This is a genomic window from Hungatella sp. L36 (genome assembly GCF_014288035.1).
In genome coordinates this window covers 90,255-109,411 of sequence record NZ_JACOPC010000021.1, presented here as the reverse complement: position 1 = coordinate 109,411, position 19,157 = coordinate 90,255, and the positions used below count along the sequence as shown (strand labels likewise).

The following is a 19,157-nucleotide window of genomic DNA, read 5'->3' as shown; positions in this document are numbered from 1 at the left end:
ACAAAAAACTACATAATCAACGTCGTGGCGAATCACTACATTCGCTCTTTTGTTATGTGATTTTTTATTTCAAGTCCATTATACACTATCTTGGCCGATTTGCGAAGTTTCCTAGAAAGCAAGAAAGAGTCCGGCGAGCCGGACTCTCGCGCCGGAGCGCGGTCGCTTCAGCGGCCATACTTCCTAAGCGCGGAGTGCGCATCCTCCCGGAGGGTTTTTATTTCACAGGACGAACTTTCCTGTGAAATAAAAAAAAACCTGCACACCGGTCCTTGATCAGAGCGATATACAGATTCCCCTGCTCTAACCCCTCTAATACGGCGCTCTCACCGCTCCTCTCGCTGGCAAAATACCGTTTCCCCAATTCCGAGTTCAAGAGTGCTTCTTCGCAGTCTTTCCGATGCTGCATGGTTCCTTTTTTAATTTTAATATCCATCATCTTCCCCCTCTAATCTCATGGCCCAGATACCGGACCGCGCCGGGAAAACTTCGTTTATCCTGTCTTCCAACGCCTCCGGTATACAGCCCCATGGCTTCCGTGCAGTCCGGAGAGGGGTATGAACAGGAGCGCAGATGATTTCTTTTTTCCTGTCTGTCCCCCGCTCCGGACTGCACGGAAGCCATGGAGCGTTACCGTTCTTACCTATTCACAGAAATTCCTTCTGCTCCTCCACGTCCACCGGAAGCTTAAACTCACTGATTACTGCGTCATAACACGGTTCACATAAATCAAAATGGTGAATCTCCCCATCCTTTTCCGAAAAAAAATCCCACGCATGATTGATGCTTAAAACACCTTCCCTCACGATTCCATCCACTACAATCAATTTCTTGCCGCAGCAGTTGCATACAACTGCCTCCAGCTGGCCGCCGCTTGTGTACTTTCTCATCCTACTCTCACCTTTCTTTTTCGCACTTTCCGGATTTCTCCAGTTCGCCGCTGTCTGATTTTGCAGATGCGAAAAGGAGCATCCTTACCGGATACCCCTACATTATAAACGGTGCCATGGTGAAATTTTAGTGGTAAATGTTTGAAATCTCACGGTTCCACATGATCACGGCATCTTCCTTTGGGTCCCTGTAGTAATCACTGCGGATGCACTCCTCTTTAAAACCATAGGATTTATATAGGCTTCTGGCCGGTGTGTTGCCTTCTCTCACCTCCAGAGCGATGGCTGTCACCCCATTTTTTCTGGAATTTTCGACCACGCCATCCATCAGTTTCTTCCCATACCCGAGACCCCTTAAAGGCGGACGCACGCCGATCCGGAGAAGTTCCGCCTCGCCTGCAATGGTGCGGAACACACAGTATCCGGAAGCCTCTCCCTCCTCTTCCAGAATCAGCCATGTATCCAGTCCCGTGCGTTGGGAATCCAGTATCATCTCCGGCATCCACGGATCGCTGAAACACTGCGTCTCCATCTCAGCGACACAGTCCATATCCGTCTCCGGAATCATTTCTCTAAGCATACAGCCGCTCTCCTTCATCTGCGCTCCAGGGGGTGTTACAGAAAATTATGGGGTGCAGTGCCAGCTTCCCGTTCCCGCTCCGCCTGGGGCTTTCTCAAATAATCCGGCGCGTGTTCTTCGGCCGTCTCGATTCGCCCTTCTTCGTAATAGATACAGCCCAGAGCCGCCACAGCCGCGGCCCTCTGCCTGTTGATATGCGCCGGGGCAAATGAAAACGGGACGGTCATGCGTTCCGCGATCCGCTCACTGTAAACGGGAACTCCGTCTCCCAGGAACACCACCCGGGTTTCCATGTTGTTTAATTCATCCACCAGTTCATCGATGTCCATGGCGCACTGCTCCCTGACAGCCGTAAATCCCTCCCGGTTGTCATAGATACCGGTGTAGACCTGGTTTCTTCTGGCGTCCATGATCGGGCAGACCAGACCGCCATAGCCGTACATGCCGTACGCCATACCGTCTACCGTTGGGATATGAATAAGCGGCTTCTTAAGAGCCAGCCCAAGCCCCTTCCCTGTGGCAGAACCGATACGTAGACCGGTAAACGATCCCGGTCCGCCAGACACTGCAATCGCGTCTACGGTTTCTAAATCCAGCTCCACCATGCGGACAATCTCATCCAACATGGGTAACAGCGTCTGGGAATGGGTCTTCTTAAAATTCACCGTATATTCCGCTGTCACCACGCCGTCCGTCACTACGGCCACCGATGCCACCAGCGACGAGCTCTCTATCCCTAATATCCTCATTCCAGTCCCTCCACAGTAATCCTTCTGTAATCAAATCCTTTTTCCAAATCCTTTTCGATCTTCACCGTGATCACATCCTCCGGCAGAATTTCCTCAATCAGACCGCCCCATTCCACCAGGCTGACGCCGTCTCCGTAGAAACAGTCCTCATAGCCGATCTCGTCCATCTCGCTGATATCCCCGATCCGGTAAACATCAAAATGGTAAAACGGCATCCTGCCGTCGTCATACTGCTTGACGATGGTAAAGGTCGGGCTGTCCACAGGTCCTTCCACACCGAGACCGTCGGCAAATCCCTGCGTAAATACAGTCTTTCCAACTCCCAAATCTCCGTTTAAACAGTATACGGAAGACGGCCTCGCCGCCTCCCCCAGCCGTCTGCCAAGGGCATACGTCTCTTCCGGTGTCCATGTCTCTGTTACCATTTATTCTTTCCTCCATACCGTTTTACCGGCCCTGCTGCCTGTTATATCTTCTTTCTCCGCTCCGCCGGCAGGCTCTCCCGGAACAGTTCCGACAGCGCCTCTCTCTTCTCGCCGGTAATGGAATCCGGGAGCAGATACGCGTGTACCTTGTCCATGTATACAATCATCATGCCTCTGATCCGCTCCACCCGTCCGATGTTCTCCCAGACGAGCTCCAGACGCTCCGTTCCCTGAGTCACTACGACACCTTCCCTGCTGAAGGAAAGGTTCATCGGATTCTGGATAACCGGACTCTTAGACTGCCTGGCCGCCTTCAGATACAGGAGAAACGGCTGCCATACAGTGAACATCAGCGCGCAGATAACAAGCAGCGCCCGGTACATCGCCGTGTTGGACCCCCAGGTGGTAACCAGCAGAAAGATGGCCGCCAGGCTGAAAATCACATTGAATATGCCCAGCATTCCTTTGTTGGAGTGGTACAGGGAGAATTTCCATAAGTCCTTAGCAGTCAGCTTCACAGTAAATGCCACCGGGTCTGTCTGTACCATTGGCTCCTGTTCCATCGTTTCCTGCTCCATCGGCTCCCGTTCCATCGCCTCACGCTCCATTGGTTCCCGCTCCATTGGTTCCTGTTCCATACGCACCTCCTATAATTTCATCGTCAGCGCGATACGTTTTTTTGCCACGTCCACACTGATCACCTTGACTTCCACGATATCCCCGACACTGACCGCCTCCAGCGGATGCTTGATAAATTTTTCCGACATCTGCGAAATGTGGACCAGTCCATCCTGATGAACTCCGATATCCACAAATGCGCCGAAATCGATGACATTTCTCACCGTGCCCTTTAACACCATGCCCGGCTGTAAATCCTTCATATCCAGCACATCCGTGCGCAGGATCGGCTTCGGCATCTCATCTCGCGGGTCACGGGCCGGTTTTTCCAGTTCTTTTACGATATCCTGAAGGGTAATCTCTCCGATTCCCAGTTCCTCGGCCAGCTTTTTATAGCCTGTGACCTTCTTGCCGATTCCCTTGATCCCGCCGTGAGCCAGCTCGGCCACGTCGTAGCCCAGCCTGTCCAGCAACTTCCTGGCCGCCTCGTAGCTCTCCGGATGCACGCTGGTACCGTCGAGAGGATTCCTGCCTCCCTGGATTCTCATGAAGCCCGCGCACTGCTCGTACGCCTTCGGTCCCAGCTTCGCCACCTTTAACAGCTGGTTTCTGGACGTAAAGGCCCCGTTTTCTTCCCGGTACATTACGATATTCTTCGCAATCGTCTTCGTGATTCCGGAGATGTATTCCAGCAGCGATGCCGAGGCGGTGTTTAAATCCACACCAACCCGGTTTACGGCGGTCTCAACGACTCCCGTCAGCGCTTCGCTCAAATGCTTCTGATTCATATCATGCTGGTACTGGCCCACCCCGATGGACTTGGGATCGATCTTCACCAGCTCCGACAGCGGATCCTGAAGCCGTCTCGCGATGGAGACCGCACTCCTCTGTCCCACGTCAAACTGCGGAAACTCCTCTGTGGCCAGCTTGCTGGCTGAGTATACGGAAGCGCCCGCCTCATTGACGATAATATACTGAACCGGCTGCTGCAGTTCTTTTAACAGATCCACGATAATCTGTTCCGACTCCCTGGAAGCCGTTCCATTTCCCACGGAAATCAGGGAAACGTTGTATTTCTTAATCATCTTCTTTAAGATGACCTTTGCTTCCTCAACCTTGTTCTGGGGCGCAGTCGGATAGATGACCACAGTATCCAGCACCTTTCCGGTCTCGTCCACCACGGCCAGCTTGCATCCGGTACGGAACGCCGGGTCCCATCCCATGACGACGCGGCCCACAATTGGAGGCTGCATCAGAAGCTGCTCCAGGTTCTTTCCGAACACCTTGATAGCGCCGTCCTCCGCCTTCTCCGTCAAGTCGTTTCTGATCTCCCGCTCGATCGCAGGCGCGATCAGACGGTCATAGCTGTCCGCCACCACTTCCCGTAAAACGGGCGTGGTATTGGGGTTGTCCTTTGCAATCACTTTCTTTTCCAGAAAGCGGATGATCTGTTCCACAGGAGCCAGTACCTTTACAGTCAGAAACTTCTCTTTTTCCCCACGGTTCAGGGCCAGAATCCGGTGGCCCGCCGTCTTCTTGATGGTCTCCTCGTACTGATAGTACATCTCATAGACCGACTCCGCCTTCTCATCCTTTGCCACAGACTGGAGACTGCCCTGGCTCATCGTCGTATTTCGGATATATGTCCGGTATTCCGCATTGTCGGAGATCCGCTCCGCGAGAATATCCTTGGCCCCTTCCACGGCTTCCTCCGCCGTGGCGACGCCTTTCTCCTCGGAGATATAATCCCTGGCTGCATCGAGAACAGAGCCTTTTATCTGCTGAAGCAGGATTAAATCTGCCAGCGGTTCCAGCCCTTTTTCCTTTGCTATGGTCGCCCTCGTCCTGCGCTTCGGGCGGTACGGACGGTATAAATCCTCCACAGCCACCAGTGTGGCCGCCGCCAGAATCTGCCTTTCCAGTTCCGGAGTCAGCTTCTCCTGATCGCGGATCGAAGAAATCACCTGCTCCTTCTTCTCTTCCAGATTGCGCAGATAGCGCAGTCTCTCATCCAGATTCCTCAAGACCTCGTCATTCAATGATCCGGTCGCTTCTTTTCTGTATCTGGCAATAAACGGGATCGTGTTGCCCTCGTCGATCAGTTTGACAGCCGCTTCCACCTGGCCGCGGCCGATTCCCAGTTCTTCCTGTAGTGCCCTGATAATGTCCATGTTTTTCCCCTTATTTCGAGAACATGCCTGAAACGAATTTTCAAACATGATCTGATACTTGTTTCAATTAAACTATTATAATTCATAAGGTACGGTTATGCAAGACAGGATTTAACGGGCCGCAATCAGAAGTTTTAAGACGGCGCAGACAGAGAGACCGGCCCCTTTTTCAGGATCCCGGTCTCTCTGGTCTCATTCGTTCTTGTTGTCTGTTCCTGCTGGTTATCTTGGAAGCACATCTGCCGGAATTGCCGACTGATACGTCTCTCCTTCCAGATTCTTCTCATGTTCCTCCTTAGCCGCCTTAAGCAGTTCCGGCCTGGTTAAGAGGTCGTAGGCAGTCATGGCAATGGTTTTTCCGGCAAGAAGAACACCTTTATGCATGACGCTGGATTTGCCGGTAGCCACCCACTGCCAGGAGTGCGCCGGCGCGCCCTGAGGCAGGCTCGCAATCATCACCTGGGCCGTGGGGACATTCCAGCTCACATCGCCCACATCGGTGGAACCGCCCATGGGTACGCCTCCATCCGGCTCCACATAGGGCATCAGCTCCCGCAGCACCGGGGACTCGGCGATCTCTCTCACCTTTTCTTCTCCCAGACTGCCGAAAACAGTTCTCGCTCTCTCCTTCACGCCGTTTTTCATGCTGTCGTCCAGCGTGTCACAGAACATTTTCTGATAGGCGGTTTCTTCCTCCGTCAGATCCAGAGGCATAAATGGCTTCAGATTCTCGTACATGGCCTTTGTCAGAGTGTTATTGGGAATGTAGTTGGCCGCCGCCGAATCCCATACCATCTCCAGCTCCGTCTCCGTCATAAGCGCGGCTCCCTGGGCGATCTTCACCACCCTCTCGTAAATCTCCTGAACCTGCCTGGTCTTTGGCGCGCGGATGAAGTAATAGAGGCTTGCGGTAGGCTGTACCACATTGGCCGATTCTCCGCCCGCATCCATGAATGCGTAGTGGATTCTGGCCTGATCGATCATATGCTCCCGAAGGAAGTTGACGCCGATATTCATGAGTTCCGCCGCATCCAGCGCGCTCCTCCCGTGCTCCGGCATGCCCGCGGCGTGGGCCGCCCTGCCCTTGAAGTTAAAATACAGCTGGAAGACCGCCAGGGACTGTCCTGTAAATCCCCAGGTGGCATCTCCCGGGTGCCAGGTGAGCGCGGCATCCAGACCGTTAAACACACCGTCCCTGGCCATAAAGGCCTTTCCGTACCCGCTTTCCTCCGCCGGGCAGCCAAAGAGCTTTATGGTACCGGAAAGCCCGCTCTCTTCCATGAAATCCTTGATTCCGATAGCCCCTGCGACGGCTCCGGCTCCCAGTGCGTGATGGGCACAGCCATGGCCGTTCCCCTTTTCCACCAGATACTTCTTCTCCGGCAGTCCCGCCACCTGGCTTAAGTTGCCGAGAGCGTCGTATTCCGCAAGGATTCCGATCACAGGGCTTCCATTTCCGTAGAAAGCCACAAAGGCATGGTCCATATGAGCGACGCCCCGCTCAATGGTAAATCCCTCCTGCTCCAGCAGCTCACACAGCACATCGGCCGATTTACCGACATCGAATCTGGTCTCTGCAAACTCCCATATTCTGTCGCTGCAGTCGTAAATCTGCTGCTTCTTGGCGTCAATGAGTTTCCCGATTCTGTTTTTTTCCTGCATACTTAATTCCTCCTTATTTTGTTCAGTTGAATGACTGCGAAAACTGAGATGACCATGGTACCGATTAAAAGCACGCCCTGATAAGTGCTGTAGGCGGCTGTCGGAATGAGGATTCCGGCCACCAGGGCCAGCAGAAACGGAAGCACTGCCAGTTTTGCCTTTTTCAGAAGATAAGGCATCAGCATGGCGCCTAAGAGGGCCGGCATAACATTGTTGAAGCCCGGCTGCAGGAAATCATTCTGCAGGTATTTGATCACAGGCGTTAAGGCAAACATGCCGAGAAAGAGGATTACTCCCGTTGTGATCGAGGACATTCCGATCGCCAGTACGGAGATCACTTCTCCCTCGTCGCTGGCAGGATCCACATTGGCCATCCGGTGACAGGAAGTGGCCGCCGGCAGTTTCATGTTGGAGACATTTCCCGTTATAAAAGACAGATACGTTCCACCCGGCCCCAGGATGGGGGAGTACGAGAGAACCTCCGTAAACTGAGCCGGTATAAAGACGATGCACAGCTGCATGGCCGCCGCCAGAGTCGCCTTCCAGTCGACTTTGACACCGTACAGTATGGTGGTGACCAGAGGTACCATAAACATGAGAAAGATAGCAATCAGGGTAGACGTGCGCCCCAGCCTGTGTATTGATGCGTAATAATCATTGTTCTGGTTCATGCCGCAGCCTCCTTTAAGATAAGAATGATGTGTACAGTATGGCGGATGCCATGCCGACGATCAGACAGATTGGGAACGAGAATTCCTGAAGTGCCTTTATCTTCGTCTTAGCGACGAGATAGTCCATCAGCCAGATGAAGAGCGCCGACGTAACCAGTACCAGCAGCGGCACCACGCCTATGACTCCCGTCTCCCCCATCTTAAACGGCGATGCAAAATACGTTCCCGCAAAGATACAGAGCATGGAGATGAACATGACCGCAAAGATATCGTTGTAATTGCCGGCCTGCTTTCCTTTGATGACATTCATTCCCTTCTGTATGTACTTGGACCCCAGTGCGGTGTAGAGCGGCCCCCAGACCACTCCGATCGTCATGACCCACATGGCGCTGACGAACATTTCCAGCGTAAACCCCTGATCCGCGATGCTTGTCAGGCCGAATGACTGCGCGGTTATATTGGCTGCCATATTCTCATACGGCCCCGAACCGATGACGCTGAGCCTCAGCCATGGAAAGAAACGGCCCAGATTCGGCATCAAAACCACCAGTACAATGAGAATCGGCAGGCTGGGGATAATGGAAAAGATTCCGCTGCTGCGTATCGTCTTCCACATGATCTCCCTTGACATCCCCAGTGCCAGTCCCTGCCGCCACGCCTTCCGCATAAAAAGCACCGCCTGAAACATTACGAAGGCAATGACGATGAAACACAGCAGAAACACTACAAATCCATTTGCTACCATAAAGTAATCCGACATATAATTGTCCCTCCTCCTGTATAGAAACATTGACTACACTTATATGGTAATAAAAAATGGATTTCTGCTCAATCCGAAAACGCTGCGTTTCCGCCCCTCTTCCCATGCGTTATTTAACGAATTAAAAAACAGCATAAAAATAAGCGGCTGTTTTTTAAACAACCGCCTGAATCCCTGAATCCTGCATTCTTACATTTTTCGAATCCGGTACTGCACGATGCCGTTCATCTCCATGGTAACGTGCATGGTGTACTCTTCGCCGACCGGCTCCTTCATAATCGTCGTTCCCGGCACAATGGCGTCTTCCAGATAGCGCTCCACCTCCCCGTCAAACATCTCCGGCCATCCGATCCGGTCCCAGTGGTAATAGGCGCCGTCGCTACTGTTATTGTATACATACTTTTTGATCTGGTACGTCCCGCTTTCCATATGGCGAAGCTCCAGGGCGTACTTCTTTTTCGCCTGCTCCATAAATTCCGGTTCCACGCTGAGAAGCGGGTTGGCATAGACCGCATTGTAGAAAACGATATGATATTCATCCTTCTTTATTCTCACAACGAGAAGGTGCTCGTCTTCGTAGAGAACGCCTCCGGCCAGGTCATGAAAAATATCCAGCACAAAATACGCCGGCCTCTTGATCGTCCCGTTGGCAAACAGCGCCAGAATATGCCTGTTATCGCTGCTCTCCTCCGTCAGCGCATGGTACGTATCCAGCCAGAAGCCGATACCGGCAAGGCTGTCCGCATTTTTAATCAGGCTGCGCAGAATCAGGGCGGACCGGAAGAAGGAACCGGTCAGCGCACAGGAATCGGCGGCACAGAGTGTGTTCCATTCCACCATGTAGAGAGGCGTTCCTTCCATCCCCGCGCTTTTTAGGCCGCTGTATGCCTGTTCGATGAGATGCGTGTGATAGCCGGCCAGCATCTCAAAATTGTCACTTCCCCCGCAGGGTCCCGCCTCCGCGGTCCATCCGGTCAGGGTCACGAAGGAAGGGCGTCTCCCCAGGTCATTTAGGCCGCCTAAAAGCTCCATCGTCCCCTTGTCCACGTTGCCCAGCCTGTCCGTCTCCAGACGGAGTCCAATCCCCGCTTCCGGAAACACCCGGTGGATGCACGCCGCCATGTTCTTCATGAAATTATGGTATTCGCCTGGTTTACCGCTGCCGGAATCGCAGAGCTCGAACATCCACCTGCCCTCAGGCCAGTCGTAAAATGTCTCCTTCAAATATGACAGGAGCCCTTCAAAATAGGCCAGATATGACTCCATCGCCTCAAAATTCCGCCTCACTTTATTGTAGTCGATCTTGAAAAATGGTATCAGTCCCAGTTCTTTCAGCACTGCCAGCGATTTATACTCCCCATAATACCGGTACATCCGAAATTCCGGCGGCAGCGTGTCCACAGGGCCGCAGAAGGCCTCGCAGTATACATACTGAAAGTCCAGTCTCTTCTGAAGGATCTCCAGCTGCCTGATCGTAAAAAAGTTCTGTACGTGGTGCAGATGGTTGATGTGAATGATCTTGGCCGGAAGCGTCAACTGCCTGACAGCCTGGCTGTCCGCGTTCACCCTGACGAGATTTTCCGCGGAGAGCTTCCGGCTCTTCTCCTCATATCTCCGGATGCGGTTCAGCAGTTCCGTGATGCCGTCCTCTGTGTCCACCGGCAGTTCCCGGATTATCCGGTTCTGAATCACGATCTTCTTCTGGGTGTTTTTCTTCCGGTAGTCGCTGGGCGTCTCCCGATACTCCCGTTTAAAGCTCTCCGTAAATGCCTTGGCGCTGCAAAATCCGTTCTGCAGCGCGATCTTAATCACCGAGTCCTCCGTGAGCAGCAGATCGGACACCGCATGGCGAAGCCTGATCTGGTTCAGATACTGCAAAAAGCCGACACCGGCCGCCTGCTTGAACTGCTTGGAAAAATACTGGGGCGAAATGAAATTCATCTTCGCCATCTGGTTTAACGTCAGCTCCTGCCGGTAATGGTCCTCGACATACCGCAGTACGGAGTCAAAGGAATTCCGTTCCTTCTCCCGCTTCTCCTCCTGTCCGCGGCTGTCTGCAAAGTGAAGGATGAGATACTGCATGAACTGGAAAAAACAGGCCATGAACTCAAACGGGTATCCCTCGCTTCTCTGAAGCTGAATCAGCAGCATCTTCATAAACAGCCCGCGAATCTCCCGAAATGCCTCCTTCTGCTCCCCCGCGGCGCATACGGAGTTGCATGCAATCCGACAGGCTGAAAAGCCGTCCCAGACATCGTTTAAATAACGGACACTCACCCGGCAGTGGGCGATCATGTTGTCCCCATTTCCCAGAATCCCGTACGTATCTTCCGGTGGAATGATGATCATATCATCCTCCCCCATTGGGTACTCTCTGCCGTCCACCTCGGCGACGGCCGTCCCCCGCACCACCAGATAGCACTCCAGGTAATCGTGCATCAGCTTTGGCAGGCTCTCGATATTTACCAGTGACATCTCCACATTTTTCATAGAATCCCCCATCCCGTTTCACTGCTTCTGGCTTACATTATACCGCATACGCTCTTCCGCCTTCAAGTGCAGCAAAAAAAGTTTTTCCTCTGTATCCGTTCATTTTTTCATCTGCACAGAGCGTCTTCCCTCCTACTGGACATGCGGCCATTTTCGTGCTACAATCATACAATAGCATTCAGAAGAGGTACTTATACAATGGAAGATAATAACAATAAAAACAACGGCCTGCTTCCGAATATGCCGTCACCGGGAACCCTCTGGGCCTCCTGGTCGGTATTTCTGGGCGGCCTGGGCCTTATAGGCAACTGCATGTGCGGTCCCATCTGGGGCCTTCCGGCAGGACTGACTCTCGGCCTTCTGGGAATTGCCTGTGCCGTAGCGTCCAAAAAGGGAAAGCCGTTTACACAGCAGGCGCAGCTTGGGCTGATCCTGTCGATTCTGGCGGCGGTCTGCGGTCTGCTCATGACATTCTTTATCATTATCGTTTACGATGTTATGGGGACTGACACCATGGCCGGCAAATATTTCCGTGATTTGATGGAAGCGCTGCAGAATCCGGCTGCGCTGTTTCCAACTCAATAATCCCAGCAGATTTGCAGAAGAAAGAGCCCCTGGAAATTGGAAAGATAATATCCAATTCCCAGGAGCTCTTTTCATATGCTCCAGTACATCTTACTTCAGCAGCGGCAGCAAATCCACTCCGCGGAACACCAGCATGTAATTCTTGTAAAACCAGTTTCCCACCACAATACCCGCACCGATCAGGATAAAGAGATTATACCGCCTGATATGCAGCCCCGGACGGCGAAAGACGCGGGACGCGCCCCAGGATACCAGCTCCAGCAGAACGACGACAGCACCGTAAAGCACGAGTGGATGGTACTGAAAGCTCATGCGCAGATCGCCGTAGAGAAGTTCCCTCACGGCTCTTGTCCCTCCGCATCCCGGGCAGTACAGCCCGGTCAGGGAGTGGAAGGCACAGGGCATTCCGATGCCCAGCAGTTTTTTTATAAAGCCAAAGACCTCATTAATCATTTTCGTCTCTGCTCTGATCAGTCTGCTAAATCAAACGCGTCATGGACGGTTCTCATGGCACGGTTCACGTCTTCTTCCGCGATGAGCACGGTAATTCTGATCTCTGACGTTGCAATCATCTTGATATTGACATTGGCGCTGTAGAGAGACTCAAACATCTTGGCGGCCACGCCCGGATTACTGGTCATTCCCGCGCCGATGATGGAGATCTTCGCCACGCCTTCCTCACAGGCAATAGTCTGAGCCGTAAGGACTTCCCGATTTTCATTCAGCAGCGTCATGGCCTCCTGCAGATCCGTTCTCGCCACGGTAAAGGAGATATCCTTTCTCTCTTCCCGGCCGATGGACTGGATGATGATATCCACGTTGATGTGGTGTCTCGCCAGCAGGTTGAATATTTTAAAAGCGATACCCGGTTCATTCTTCACTCCGATCACGGAGATACGGGCCACATTCTTATCCGCGGCCACACCGCTAACCAGCATTCTTTCCACTTTTGTTTCCTCCTTGATGATAGTACCTTCCGCCCTCGTAAGGCTCGATAAGACCACTAACTGAACTCCGTACCGCTTCGCCATCTCGACGGAACGGTTATGTAATACCTTGGCTCCCAGAGAGGCAAATTCCAGCATCTCGTCGTAGGATACCTCGGCAAGCTTTCTCGCATTGGGTACGATTCTCGGATCCGCTGTGTATACACCATCCACATCGGTGTAAATCTCGCAGGCGTCTGCATGGAGAGCCGCCGCAAGCGCCACCGCGGTAGTATCGGAACCGCCGCGTCCCAGAGTCGTTATGTCATCGTACTTATTAATTCCCTGAAAACCGGTGATGATTACGATCTTTCTGGCATCCAGTTCATGGCGGATGCGCTCGGTATCGATCCGTTTTAACTTGGCCATGCCGTAGGCCGATGTGGTGTGCATGGCAACCTGTGCCGCGTTTAAGGACACGGCGGGCACGCCCAGCGCACTCATGGCCATGGACATCAGCGCGACGCTGGTCTGTTCTCCGGTGGCCAGAAGCATATCCATCTCCCTCTTGGGGGGATTGGGATTGATCTCACGAGCCTTTGCAATTAAGCCATCCGTCGTCTTTCCCATAGCCGATAAGACGACCACGACCTCATTTCCTTTTTCATACTCCTCGATGCAGCGTCTTGCCACATTGTATATTCTGTCTTTATCCGCGACGGAACTTCCGCCAAATTTCTTTACGATTAACATGGATGCGGTCCTTTCTGAAAACTTACGATTCACGGCCAGTATCCCGCGAGGTGTTTTTTGTGAGTGAAGCGCAGCGGAAGTCACAGAAAACCCGAGGGCAGCAGCGCGAAACGGTGCTTTTTCCGTTTCTGTGCATCGCCACGCGTGTTGCTGGTCACGGAGTGAGCAGTAACAAACTTTATACTTCCGCTCTGATCCGCTGTCTGATTCCGGACAGCTCCTTCGCCTTCTTCTCATACTCCGCTTCCGTCATGACATCAGTCACCACAGCGAATTCGTCCATATGATCCAGCTCGATCACTGTGACATCTCCGAATACCTTCTGAACCTCCGCCAGACGCTCCTCGGCAATCCCCTTGATCCGGATGAAGAACCGGCAGGAAGACGTCTCAATCGGGGCGATGGCAAGCCGGCTGTCATCCCAGCCCATCTCCACATGGCGGTTTCTGTTCTGAACAGCTTCGATGATATCGGCAATCACTGCGCTGGCTGTCGGAAGCATTCCCGCGCCGCTGCCATAGAACATGGAGGTTCCAAGCATATTGCCCTTCACCAGAATTCCGTTGAACACATCGCTCACAGAGTAGAGCGGATGGTCCTTGCCGATCATGACCGGCGCAACCCAGGCGTGAATCTCCCCAGCCTTTATGCGGCTGGAGCCAAACAGCTTCACCGAGGTTCCCAGCTTCTCGGCATACTTAAAGTCCACGTCTGAGATCGAGGTGATGCCCTCCGTATGAATGTCTTCATAATCAACCTCATGGCCGGTCGCCATGGCGGTGAGAATCGCGATCTTTCTGCAGGTGTCGTGGCCTTCCACGTCAGCTTCCGGGTTTCTCTCGGCATAGCCTAAGTCCTGAGCCTCTTTTAAAGCGGATTCAAAGGTCTCTCCCTCTTTATCCATCTTCGTTAAAATATAGTTTGTCGTACCGTTTAAAATACCGGTAATCTCCTCGATCTCCTCCCCCGCAAGAGAGGTGTACAGCGGACGGATAATCGGAATACCGCCGCCCACGCTGGCTTCGAAGAAGAAGTTGACATTTTTCTCTCCGGCAATTCTTAAGAGCTCTGTTCCGTGTGCTGCAACCAGCGCCTTGTTGGAGGTGGCCACGTGCTTTCCTGCCTCTAAGCAGGCCTTCACGAAGGGATAGGCCGGATTCAGTCCGCCCATGGTCTCGATTACCATGGTAACCTCAGGATCATTCTCAATGACCGAAAAATCATGAACAATCTTATTCTCTACCGGTGTTCCCGGAAATTCTCTCAAATCGAGTACATATTTTACATTGACGGTATCGCCGGTTCTCTTTGTGATGGTTTCGCGGTTCTTTTCCAAGATCTCTACCACACCGGAACCGATTGTGCCGTAGCCCATAACTGCAACATGAATCATAATTATCACTCCCTGGCTAATATTTTTACGTAGTGAACCCCGTGTTTCTCTTCCATGTCCTCTACCATCCTGGATACATTGCCCGTGCTTTCCAGGACCTCCACGCTTAAGGTCAGCGTAGCCACCCCATTTACCGGAATACTCTGATGGATCGTCAGGATATTGGCATGGTACACTGCCACAATATGCAGCAAATCGGATAATAATCCCGGCTCATCGTCCATCTGCATCACGAGTGTGATGGTCTTTCCCTTCGCGTTATCATAGAACGGAAAGATATCATCCTTGTACTTATAAAAAGAACTGCGGCTGATTCCCACACGATCAGTCGCCTCCTGAACGGTTATGACTCGCTCTGATTCCAACAGCTTCTTAGCCTCGACCACCTTCAGTAATACTTCCGGCACGGCCTTCTGCTTCACCACGAAATATTTGCTCTTTTCTTCCATAAAAAAATATCTTCCCTTCTGTGTCCGCAATAGAAATACATCTGTGCTCATAGGGAAGATATTATCATATTTATTCAGGGTATGCAACTATTTTTTATAAAAATTTTAGAAATGACAAATAAAGAGAATTCCTTTATTCCATCGCAGCCTGCTACAGGGTATTGGTCCCCGTGCTGTCGTTTGCCTTCGCCCCTGTGCCGATCCAGCGCAGGTAAGCGTAGATAAACAGATCCAGTGCTCCGTCCAGCACGCTGTTCACGTTGCCGGTCTCGGCATTGGTCCGGTGGTCCTTTACCATGGTGTATGGCTGCAGGACATAGGAGCGAATCTGGTTGCCCCAGCCGATCTCCGTCACGTCGCCGCGGATATCGGACAGCTTCTCCGCATTCTCCTGCTGTTTTAACAGATACAGCTTTGCCTTCAGCATCTGCATGGCCTTGTCCTTGTTCTGGAACTGGGACCGTTCATTCTGGCACTGCACCACGATTCCGGTGGGAATGTGGGTAATACGGATAGCGGATGAGGTCTTGTTGATATGCTGTCCGCCCGCGCCGCTGGAACGGTACGTGTCGATCCTCAAGTCCTCTTCATTGATATCCACATCTAAGTCCTCTTCGATATCCGGCATCACATCACAGGATACAAAGGAGGTCTGACGCTTACCGGCCGCGTTGAACGGGGAGATCCGGACAAGCCTGTGGACGCCCTTCTCCGACTTTAAATATCCGAAGGCATTCTCTCCGTTGACCTGGATCGTGACAGACTTGATTCCAGCCTCTTCACCGTCCAGATAATCCAGCACTTCCACGGAATATCCCTTCTTCTCAGCCCAGCGGTTGTACATGCGGTAAAGCATGCTGCACCAGTCACAGGACTCGGTGCCGCCGGCGCCGGCATTCAGCCTTAAAATGGCGTTATCGCTGTCATATTCGCCGGACAGAAGCGTGTTGATCCTCATCTCCTCCAGCTTATCCTTAAATTCCTTTAACATCTCTTCCACTTCGGGAACCACAGACGGGTCGTTCTCTTCATTGCCCATCTCGATCATCACGCCGATGTCCTCAAACTGCTGCTCCAGGTCTTTATAGCCTTTTACAGTGTCTTTTAAGTTCTTCGCCAGCTGTACGATCTTCGTGGACTTTTCCGGATCTTCCCAAAAGCCCGGTTCCTCCATGGATTTGTCAAGCTCATCAATCCTCTTTAACTTATTATCTAAGTCAAAGTGAATCCCTCACTTCCACTAATGGTTTTTCAAACGTAGATAATTCATATTTGTACTGGTCTAACTCTACCACTGTGTCACCCACTTTCTTATAATTAATTTTATTTAAAAAGGGTCCAACCTGTATCCTTTCGTCGGTTGAACCCTTTTCATTCAAAAGAATAATACAGACGCCTATATCACCTTGCGGCCGCAGCACTGTTTATATTTCTTACCGGAACCGCATGGACACGGATCGTTTGGATAAATCTTGGTTTCGTTTCTCTTAACCGGTGCCTTGGCGGCGCTGTCGTCCTTGTTGGTCCCTGTTACCTTGGCCGCAGGCTCTCTCTCCACCTTCTGCTCGACACGGATATGCATTAAGATTCTCACGGTATCTTCGCGGATGGCTGCCGTCATCTCATCGAACATCTGATAGCCGCTCATCTTATACTCTACCAGCGGATCTCTCTGGCCGTAAGCCTGTAAGCCGATGCCCTGGCGCAGCTGGTCCATATCGTCGATATGGGACATCCACTTGTTGTCGATGACCTTTAATAAGATGACACGCTCGATCTCACGGATCTGCTCCGCATCCGGGAATTCCGCTTCTTTCGTCTCGTAAAGCTTGATGGCTTCCTCTTTCAGCATATGCTTCAGTTCGTTCTTCTTGATCTTCTTATCTTCCGGAAGAACAACCGGCTTGATCGGAACGATCGGAAGAAGAAGTGTATTCAGCTCGCCTAAATCCCATTCTTCCGGCATCTGCTCGTCAGTAATGGACAAATCGACCGCGTTCTCCACGATATCGGTTACCATCTTTAAGATTACGTCACGCATGTTGTCGCCGTCCAATACTTTCCGGCGCTCCGCGTAAATGACCTCACGCTGTTCGTTCATAACCTCGTCATACTTTAACAGGTTCTCACGAATACCGTAGTTGTTGGTCTCTATCTTCATCTGCGCCTTCTCGATGGCGTTGGAAAGCATCTTGTGCTCGATCTGCTCGCCTTCCGGCACGCCCAGTGCATTGAACATGCTCATCAGACGCTCGGAACCGAAGAGTCTCATTAAATCGTCTTCCAGGGAGATATAGAATCTGGACTCACCCGGGTCGCCCTGACGTCCGGAACGTCCGCGCAGCTGGTTATCGATACGGCGTGACTCATGACGCTCTGTACCGATGATCTTTAAACCGCCGCAGGCTTTGGCTTCATCGTCAAGCTTAATATCGGTACCACGGCCGGCCATGTTGGTGGCGATGGTAACGGCCTTGTGCACACCGGCGTCGGCTACGATCTCGGCCTCCAGCTCATGATACTTCGCATTCAGCACCTTGTGCGGAACGCCGCGGCGCTTTAACATGCCGCTTAACATCTCGGAGGTCTCGATAGTGATCGTACCTACCAGCACTGGCTGGCCTTTCTTATAAGCTTCTTCCACAGAATCGCAGACAGCTTTGAATTTTTCTTTTTTCGTCTTGTAAACCGCGTCTTCCATATCAATACGGGCGATCGGTCTGTTTGTCGGAATCTCGATCGCATCCATACCGTACGTATTACGGAATTCTTTTTCCTCCGTAAGAGCGGTACCGGTCATACCGGATTTCTTCTCATATTTATTAAAGAAGTTCTGGAACGTGATGGTAGCAAGCGTCTTGCTCTCTCTTCTGACGTTTACATGCTCCTTCGCCTCAATGGCCTGATGCAGACCGTCGGAATACCGTCTGCCCGGCATGATACGTCCGGTAAACTCATCAACGATCAGTACTTCGTCATCCTTTACCACATAATCCTTGTCACGGAACATCAGATAGTTGGCACGAAGAGCCAGAATGATGTTGTGCTGGATCTCTAAGTTCTCAGGGTCGGATAAGTTCTCCAGATGGAAGAACTGCTCCACCTTGGCCACGCCCTGCTCGGTTAAGTTTACAACCTTGTCCTTCTCATCAACGACGAAATCTCCGGTCTCCTCGATCTCCTCGCCCATGATGGCCGCCATCTTGGAGAATTCTCCGGATGCCTCGCCGCGCTCTAACTGACGGGCCAGAATGTCACAGACCTCGTAAAGCTTCGTGGACTTTCCGCTCTGTCCGGAAATGATAAGCGGTGTTCTTGCCTCATCGATCAATACAGAGTCCACCTCATCGATGATGGCGTAATCAAGTTCTCTTAATACCATCTGTTCTTTATAGATGGCCATATTATCTCTCAAGTAGTCAAATCCAAGCTCGTTGTTCGTAACATAGGTAATATCACAGTTATAAGCTTCGCGTCTCTCATCCGAAGTCATGGAGTTTAACACCACGCCTACCGTCATTCCAAGGAATTCATGAACTCTTCCCATCCACTCCGAGTCACGTTTTGCCAGGTAGTCGTTGACCGTAACGATCTGTACGCCTTTTCCGGCCAGTGCGTTTAAATAAGCCGGACAGGTAGACACGAGGGTCTTACCTTCACCTGTTCTCATCTCGGCAATACGTCCCTGATGGAGTACGATGCCGCCGATTAACTGTACACGGAAGTGTTCCATATCCAGGACTCGTCTTGCTGCCTCTCGAACCGTTGCATATGCCTCCGGCAAAATATCGTCGAGGGTCTCACCTGCTGCCAGCCTTTCTTTAAAAAGCCGTGTGTTGTCCCTCAGCTCCTCATCCGTCAGTGCGATCATCTTCGGACGGAGTGCCTCTATCTTATCTACAATCGGATTGATTAACTTTAATTCTCTTTCACTATGAGTTCCAAATACCTTTTGAACGAGGTTCATGATTCATTCTCCTACTCTTCTTACTAAATAAACACAGTATAATCCTGTATATTGTAGCACTAACTCAT

18 protein-coding genes are annotated in these 19,157 nt (G+C 51.8%); 1 reads left to right on the top strand and 17 read right to left on the bottom strand.

The window, feature by feature from the left end; all coding sequences use genetic code 11:
- Positions 1 to 217 precede the first annotated feature (217 nt).
- The 11 genes from H8S80_RS30545 to H8S80_RS30495 all read right to left on the bottom strand — a co-directional run bounded on the left by H8S80_RS30545 (position 218) and on the right by H8S80_RS30495 (position 11,016).
- Positions 218 to 439, bottom strand: coding sequence for a hypothetical protein (locus tag H8S80_RS30545; protein ID WP_147338565.1), 222 nt, complete (start codon positions 437 to 439; stop codon positions 218 to 220).
- A gap of 208 nt (positions 440 to 647) precedes the next feature.
- Positions 648 to 890, bottom strand: coding sequence for a hypothetical protein (locus tag H8S80_RS30540; RefSeq protein ID WP_002601514.1), 243 nt, complete (start codon positions 888 to 890; stop codon positions 648 to 650).
- A gap of 127 nt (positions 891 to 1,017) precedes the next feature.
- Positions 1,018 to 1,470, bottom strand: a complete 453-nt coding sequence (rimI, locus tag H8S80_RS30535) for a ribosomal protein S18-alanine N-acetyltransferase (protein WP_117622849.1) — start codon at positions 1,468 to 1,470, stop codon at positions 1,018 to 1,020.
- Positions 1,471 to 1,505: 35 nt separating this feature from the next.
- Complete coding sequence (gene tsaB, locus H8S80_RS30530) at positions 1,506 to 2,219, bottom strand: tRNA (adenosine(37)-N6)-threonylcarbamoyltransferase complex dimerization subunit type 1 TsaB (protein ID WP_002601516.1); 714 nt, start codon at positions 2,217 to 2,219, stop codon at positions 1,506 to 1,508.
- Positions 2,216 to 2,644 (bottom strand): tRNA (adenosine(37)-N6)-threonylcarbamoyltransferase complex ATPase subunit type 1 TsaE, encoded by a 429-nt coding sequence (gene tsaE / locus H8S80_RS30525; RefSeq protein ID WP_002601517.1) that lies wholly within the window; start codon positions 2,642 to 2,644, stop codon positions 2,216 to 2,218. Before tsaE ends, tsaB begins: the two co-directional genes overlap by 4 nt.
- Before the next feature lie 41 nt (positions 2,645 to 2,685).
- On the bottom strand, positions 2,686 to 3,282 hold the full coding sequence (locus tag H8S80_RS30520) for a YcxB family protein (RefSeq protein ID WP_117622848.1): 597 nt from the start codon (positions 3,280 to 3,282) through the stop codon (positions 2,686 to 2,688).
- 9 nt (positions 3,283 to 3,291) lie between these two features.
- The gene (locus H8S80_RS30515; protein WP_117622847.1) at positions 3,292 to 5,433 is read right to left on the bottom strand and encodes a Tex family protein; all 2,142 of its coding nucleotides are present in this window, start codon (positions 5,431 to 5,433) and stop codon (positions 3,292 to 3,294) included.
- 222 nt (positions 5,434 to 5,655) lie between these two features.
- Positions 5,656 to 7,095, bottom strand: coding sequence for an amidohydrolase (locus tag H8S80_RS30510; protein ID WP_117622846.1), 1,440 nt, complete (start codon positions 7,093 to 7,095; stop codon positions 5,656 to 5,658).
- 2 nt (positions 7,096 to 7,097) lie between these two features.
- Positions 7,098 to 7,766, bottom strand: coding sequence for a hypothetical protein (locus H8S80_RS30505; protein WP_117622845.1), 669 nt, complete (start codon positions 7,764 to 7,766; stop codon positions 7,098 to 7,100).
- A 13-nt stretch (positions 7,767 to 7,779) separates the two neighbouring features.
- Positions 7,780 to 8,526, bottom strand: coding sequence for a DUF5058 family protein (locus H8S80_RS30500; protein ID WP_181988008.1), 747 nt, complete (start codon positions 8,524 to 8,526; stop codon positions 7,780 to 7,782).
- Between the two features lie 189 nt (positions 8,527 to 8,715).
- A complete protein-coding gene (locus tag H8S80_RS30495) occupies positions 8,716 to 11,016 on the bottom strand; it encodes a helix-turn-helix domain-containing protein (RefSeq protein WP_181988007.1) in 2,301 nt (766 codons plus the stop codon).
- Between the two features lie 198 nt (positions 11,017 to 11,214).
- Here H8S80_RS30495 and H8S80_RS30490 point away from each other — a divergent pair, with 198 nt between their 5' ends.
- Positions 11,215 to 11,601, top strand: coding sequence for a hypothetical protein (locus H8S80_RS30490; protein WP_002601520.1), 387 nt, complete (start codon positions 11,215 to 11,217; stop codon positions 11,599 to 11,601).
- A 90-nt stretch (positions 11,602 to 11,691) separates the two neighbouring features.
- Here H8S80_RS30490 and H8S80_RS30485 read toward each other — a convergent pair whose 3' ends face one another.
- The 6 genes from H8S80_RS30485 to secA all read right to left on the bottom strand — a co-directional run bounded on the left by H8S80_RS30485 (position 11,692) and on the right by secA (position 19,089).
- Complete coding sequence (locus H8S80_RS30485; RefSeq protein ID WP_117622842.1) at positions 11,692 to 12,054, bottom strand: DUF2752 domain-containing protein; 363 nt, start codon at positions 12,052 to 12,054, stop codon at positions 11,692 to 11,694.
- Positions 12,055 to 12,071: 17 nt separating this feature from the next.
- Positions 12,072 to 13,280: an aspartate kinase gene (locus H8S80_RS30480; protein WP_002601522.1), complete on the bottom strand. Its 1,209-nt coding sequence runs from the start codon at positions 13,278 to 13,280 to the stop codon at positions 12,072 to 12,074.
- 178 nt (positions 13,281 to 13,458) lie between these two features.
- Positions 13,459 to 14,673, bottom strand: coding sequence for a homoserine dehydrogenase (locus H8S80_RS30475; protein WP_117622841.1), 1,215 nt, complete (start codon positions 14,671 to 14,673; stop codon positions 13,459 to 13,461).
- Between the two features lie 5 nt (positions 14,674 to 14,678).
- A complete protein-coding gene (locus H8S80_RS30470) occupies positions 14,679 to 15,122 on the bottom strand; it encodes an ACT domain-containing protein (protein WP_002601524.1) in 444 nt (147 codons plus the stop codon).
- Positions 15,123 to 15,273: 151 nt separating this feature from the next.
- A protein-coding gene (prfB, locus tag H8S80_RS30465) for a peptide chain release factor 2 (protein ID WP_117502760.1) occupies positions 15,274 to 16,417 on the bottom strand; the annotation gives its coding sequence in 2 pieces (ribosomal slippage) (positions 15,274 to 16,341 and positions 16,343 to 16,417; 1,143 coding nt in all).
- 101 nt (positions 16,418 to 16,518) lie between these two features.
- Positions 16,519 to 19,089, bottom strand: coding sequence for a preprotein translocase subunit SecA (gene secA, locus H8S80_RS30460; protein WP_117622840.1), 2,571 nt, complete (start codon positions 19,087 to 19,089; stop codon positions 16,519 to 16,521).
- Between the last annotated feature and the right edge of the window lie 68 nt (positions 19,090 to 19,157).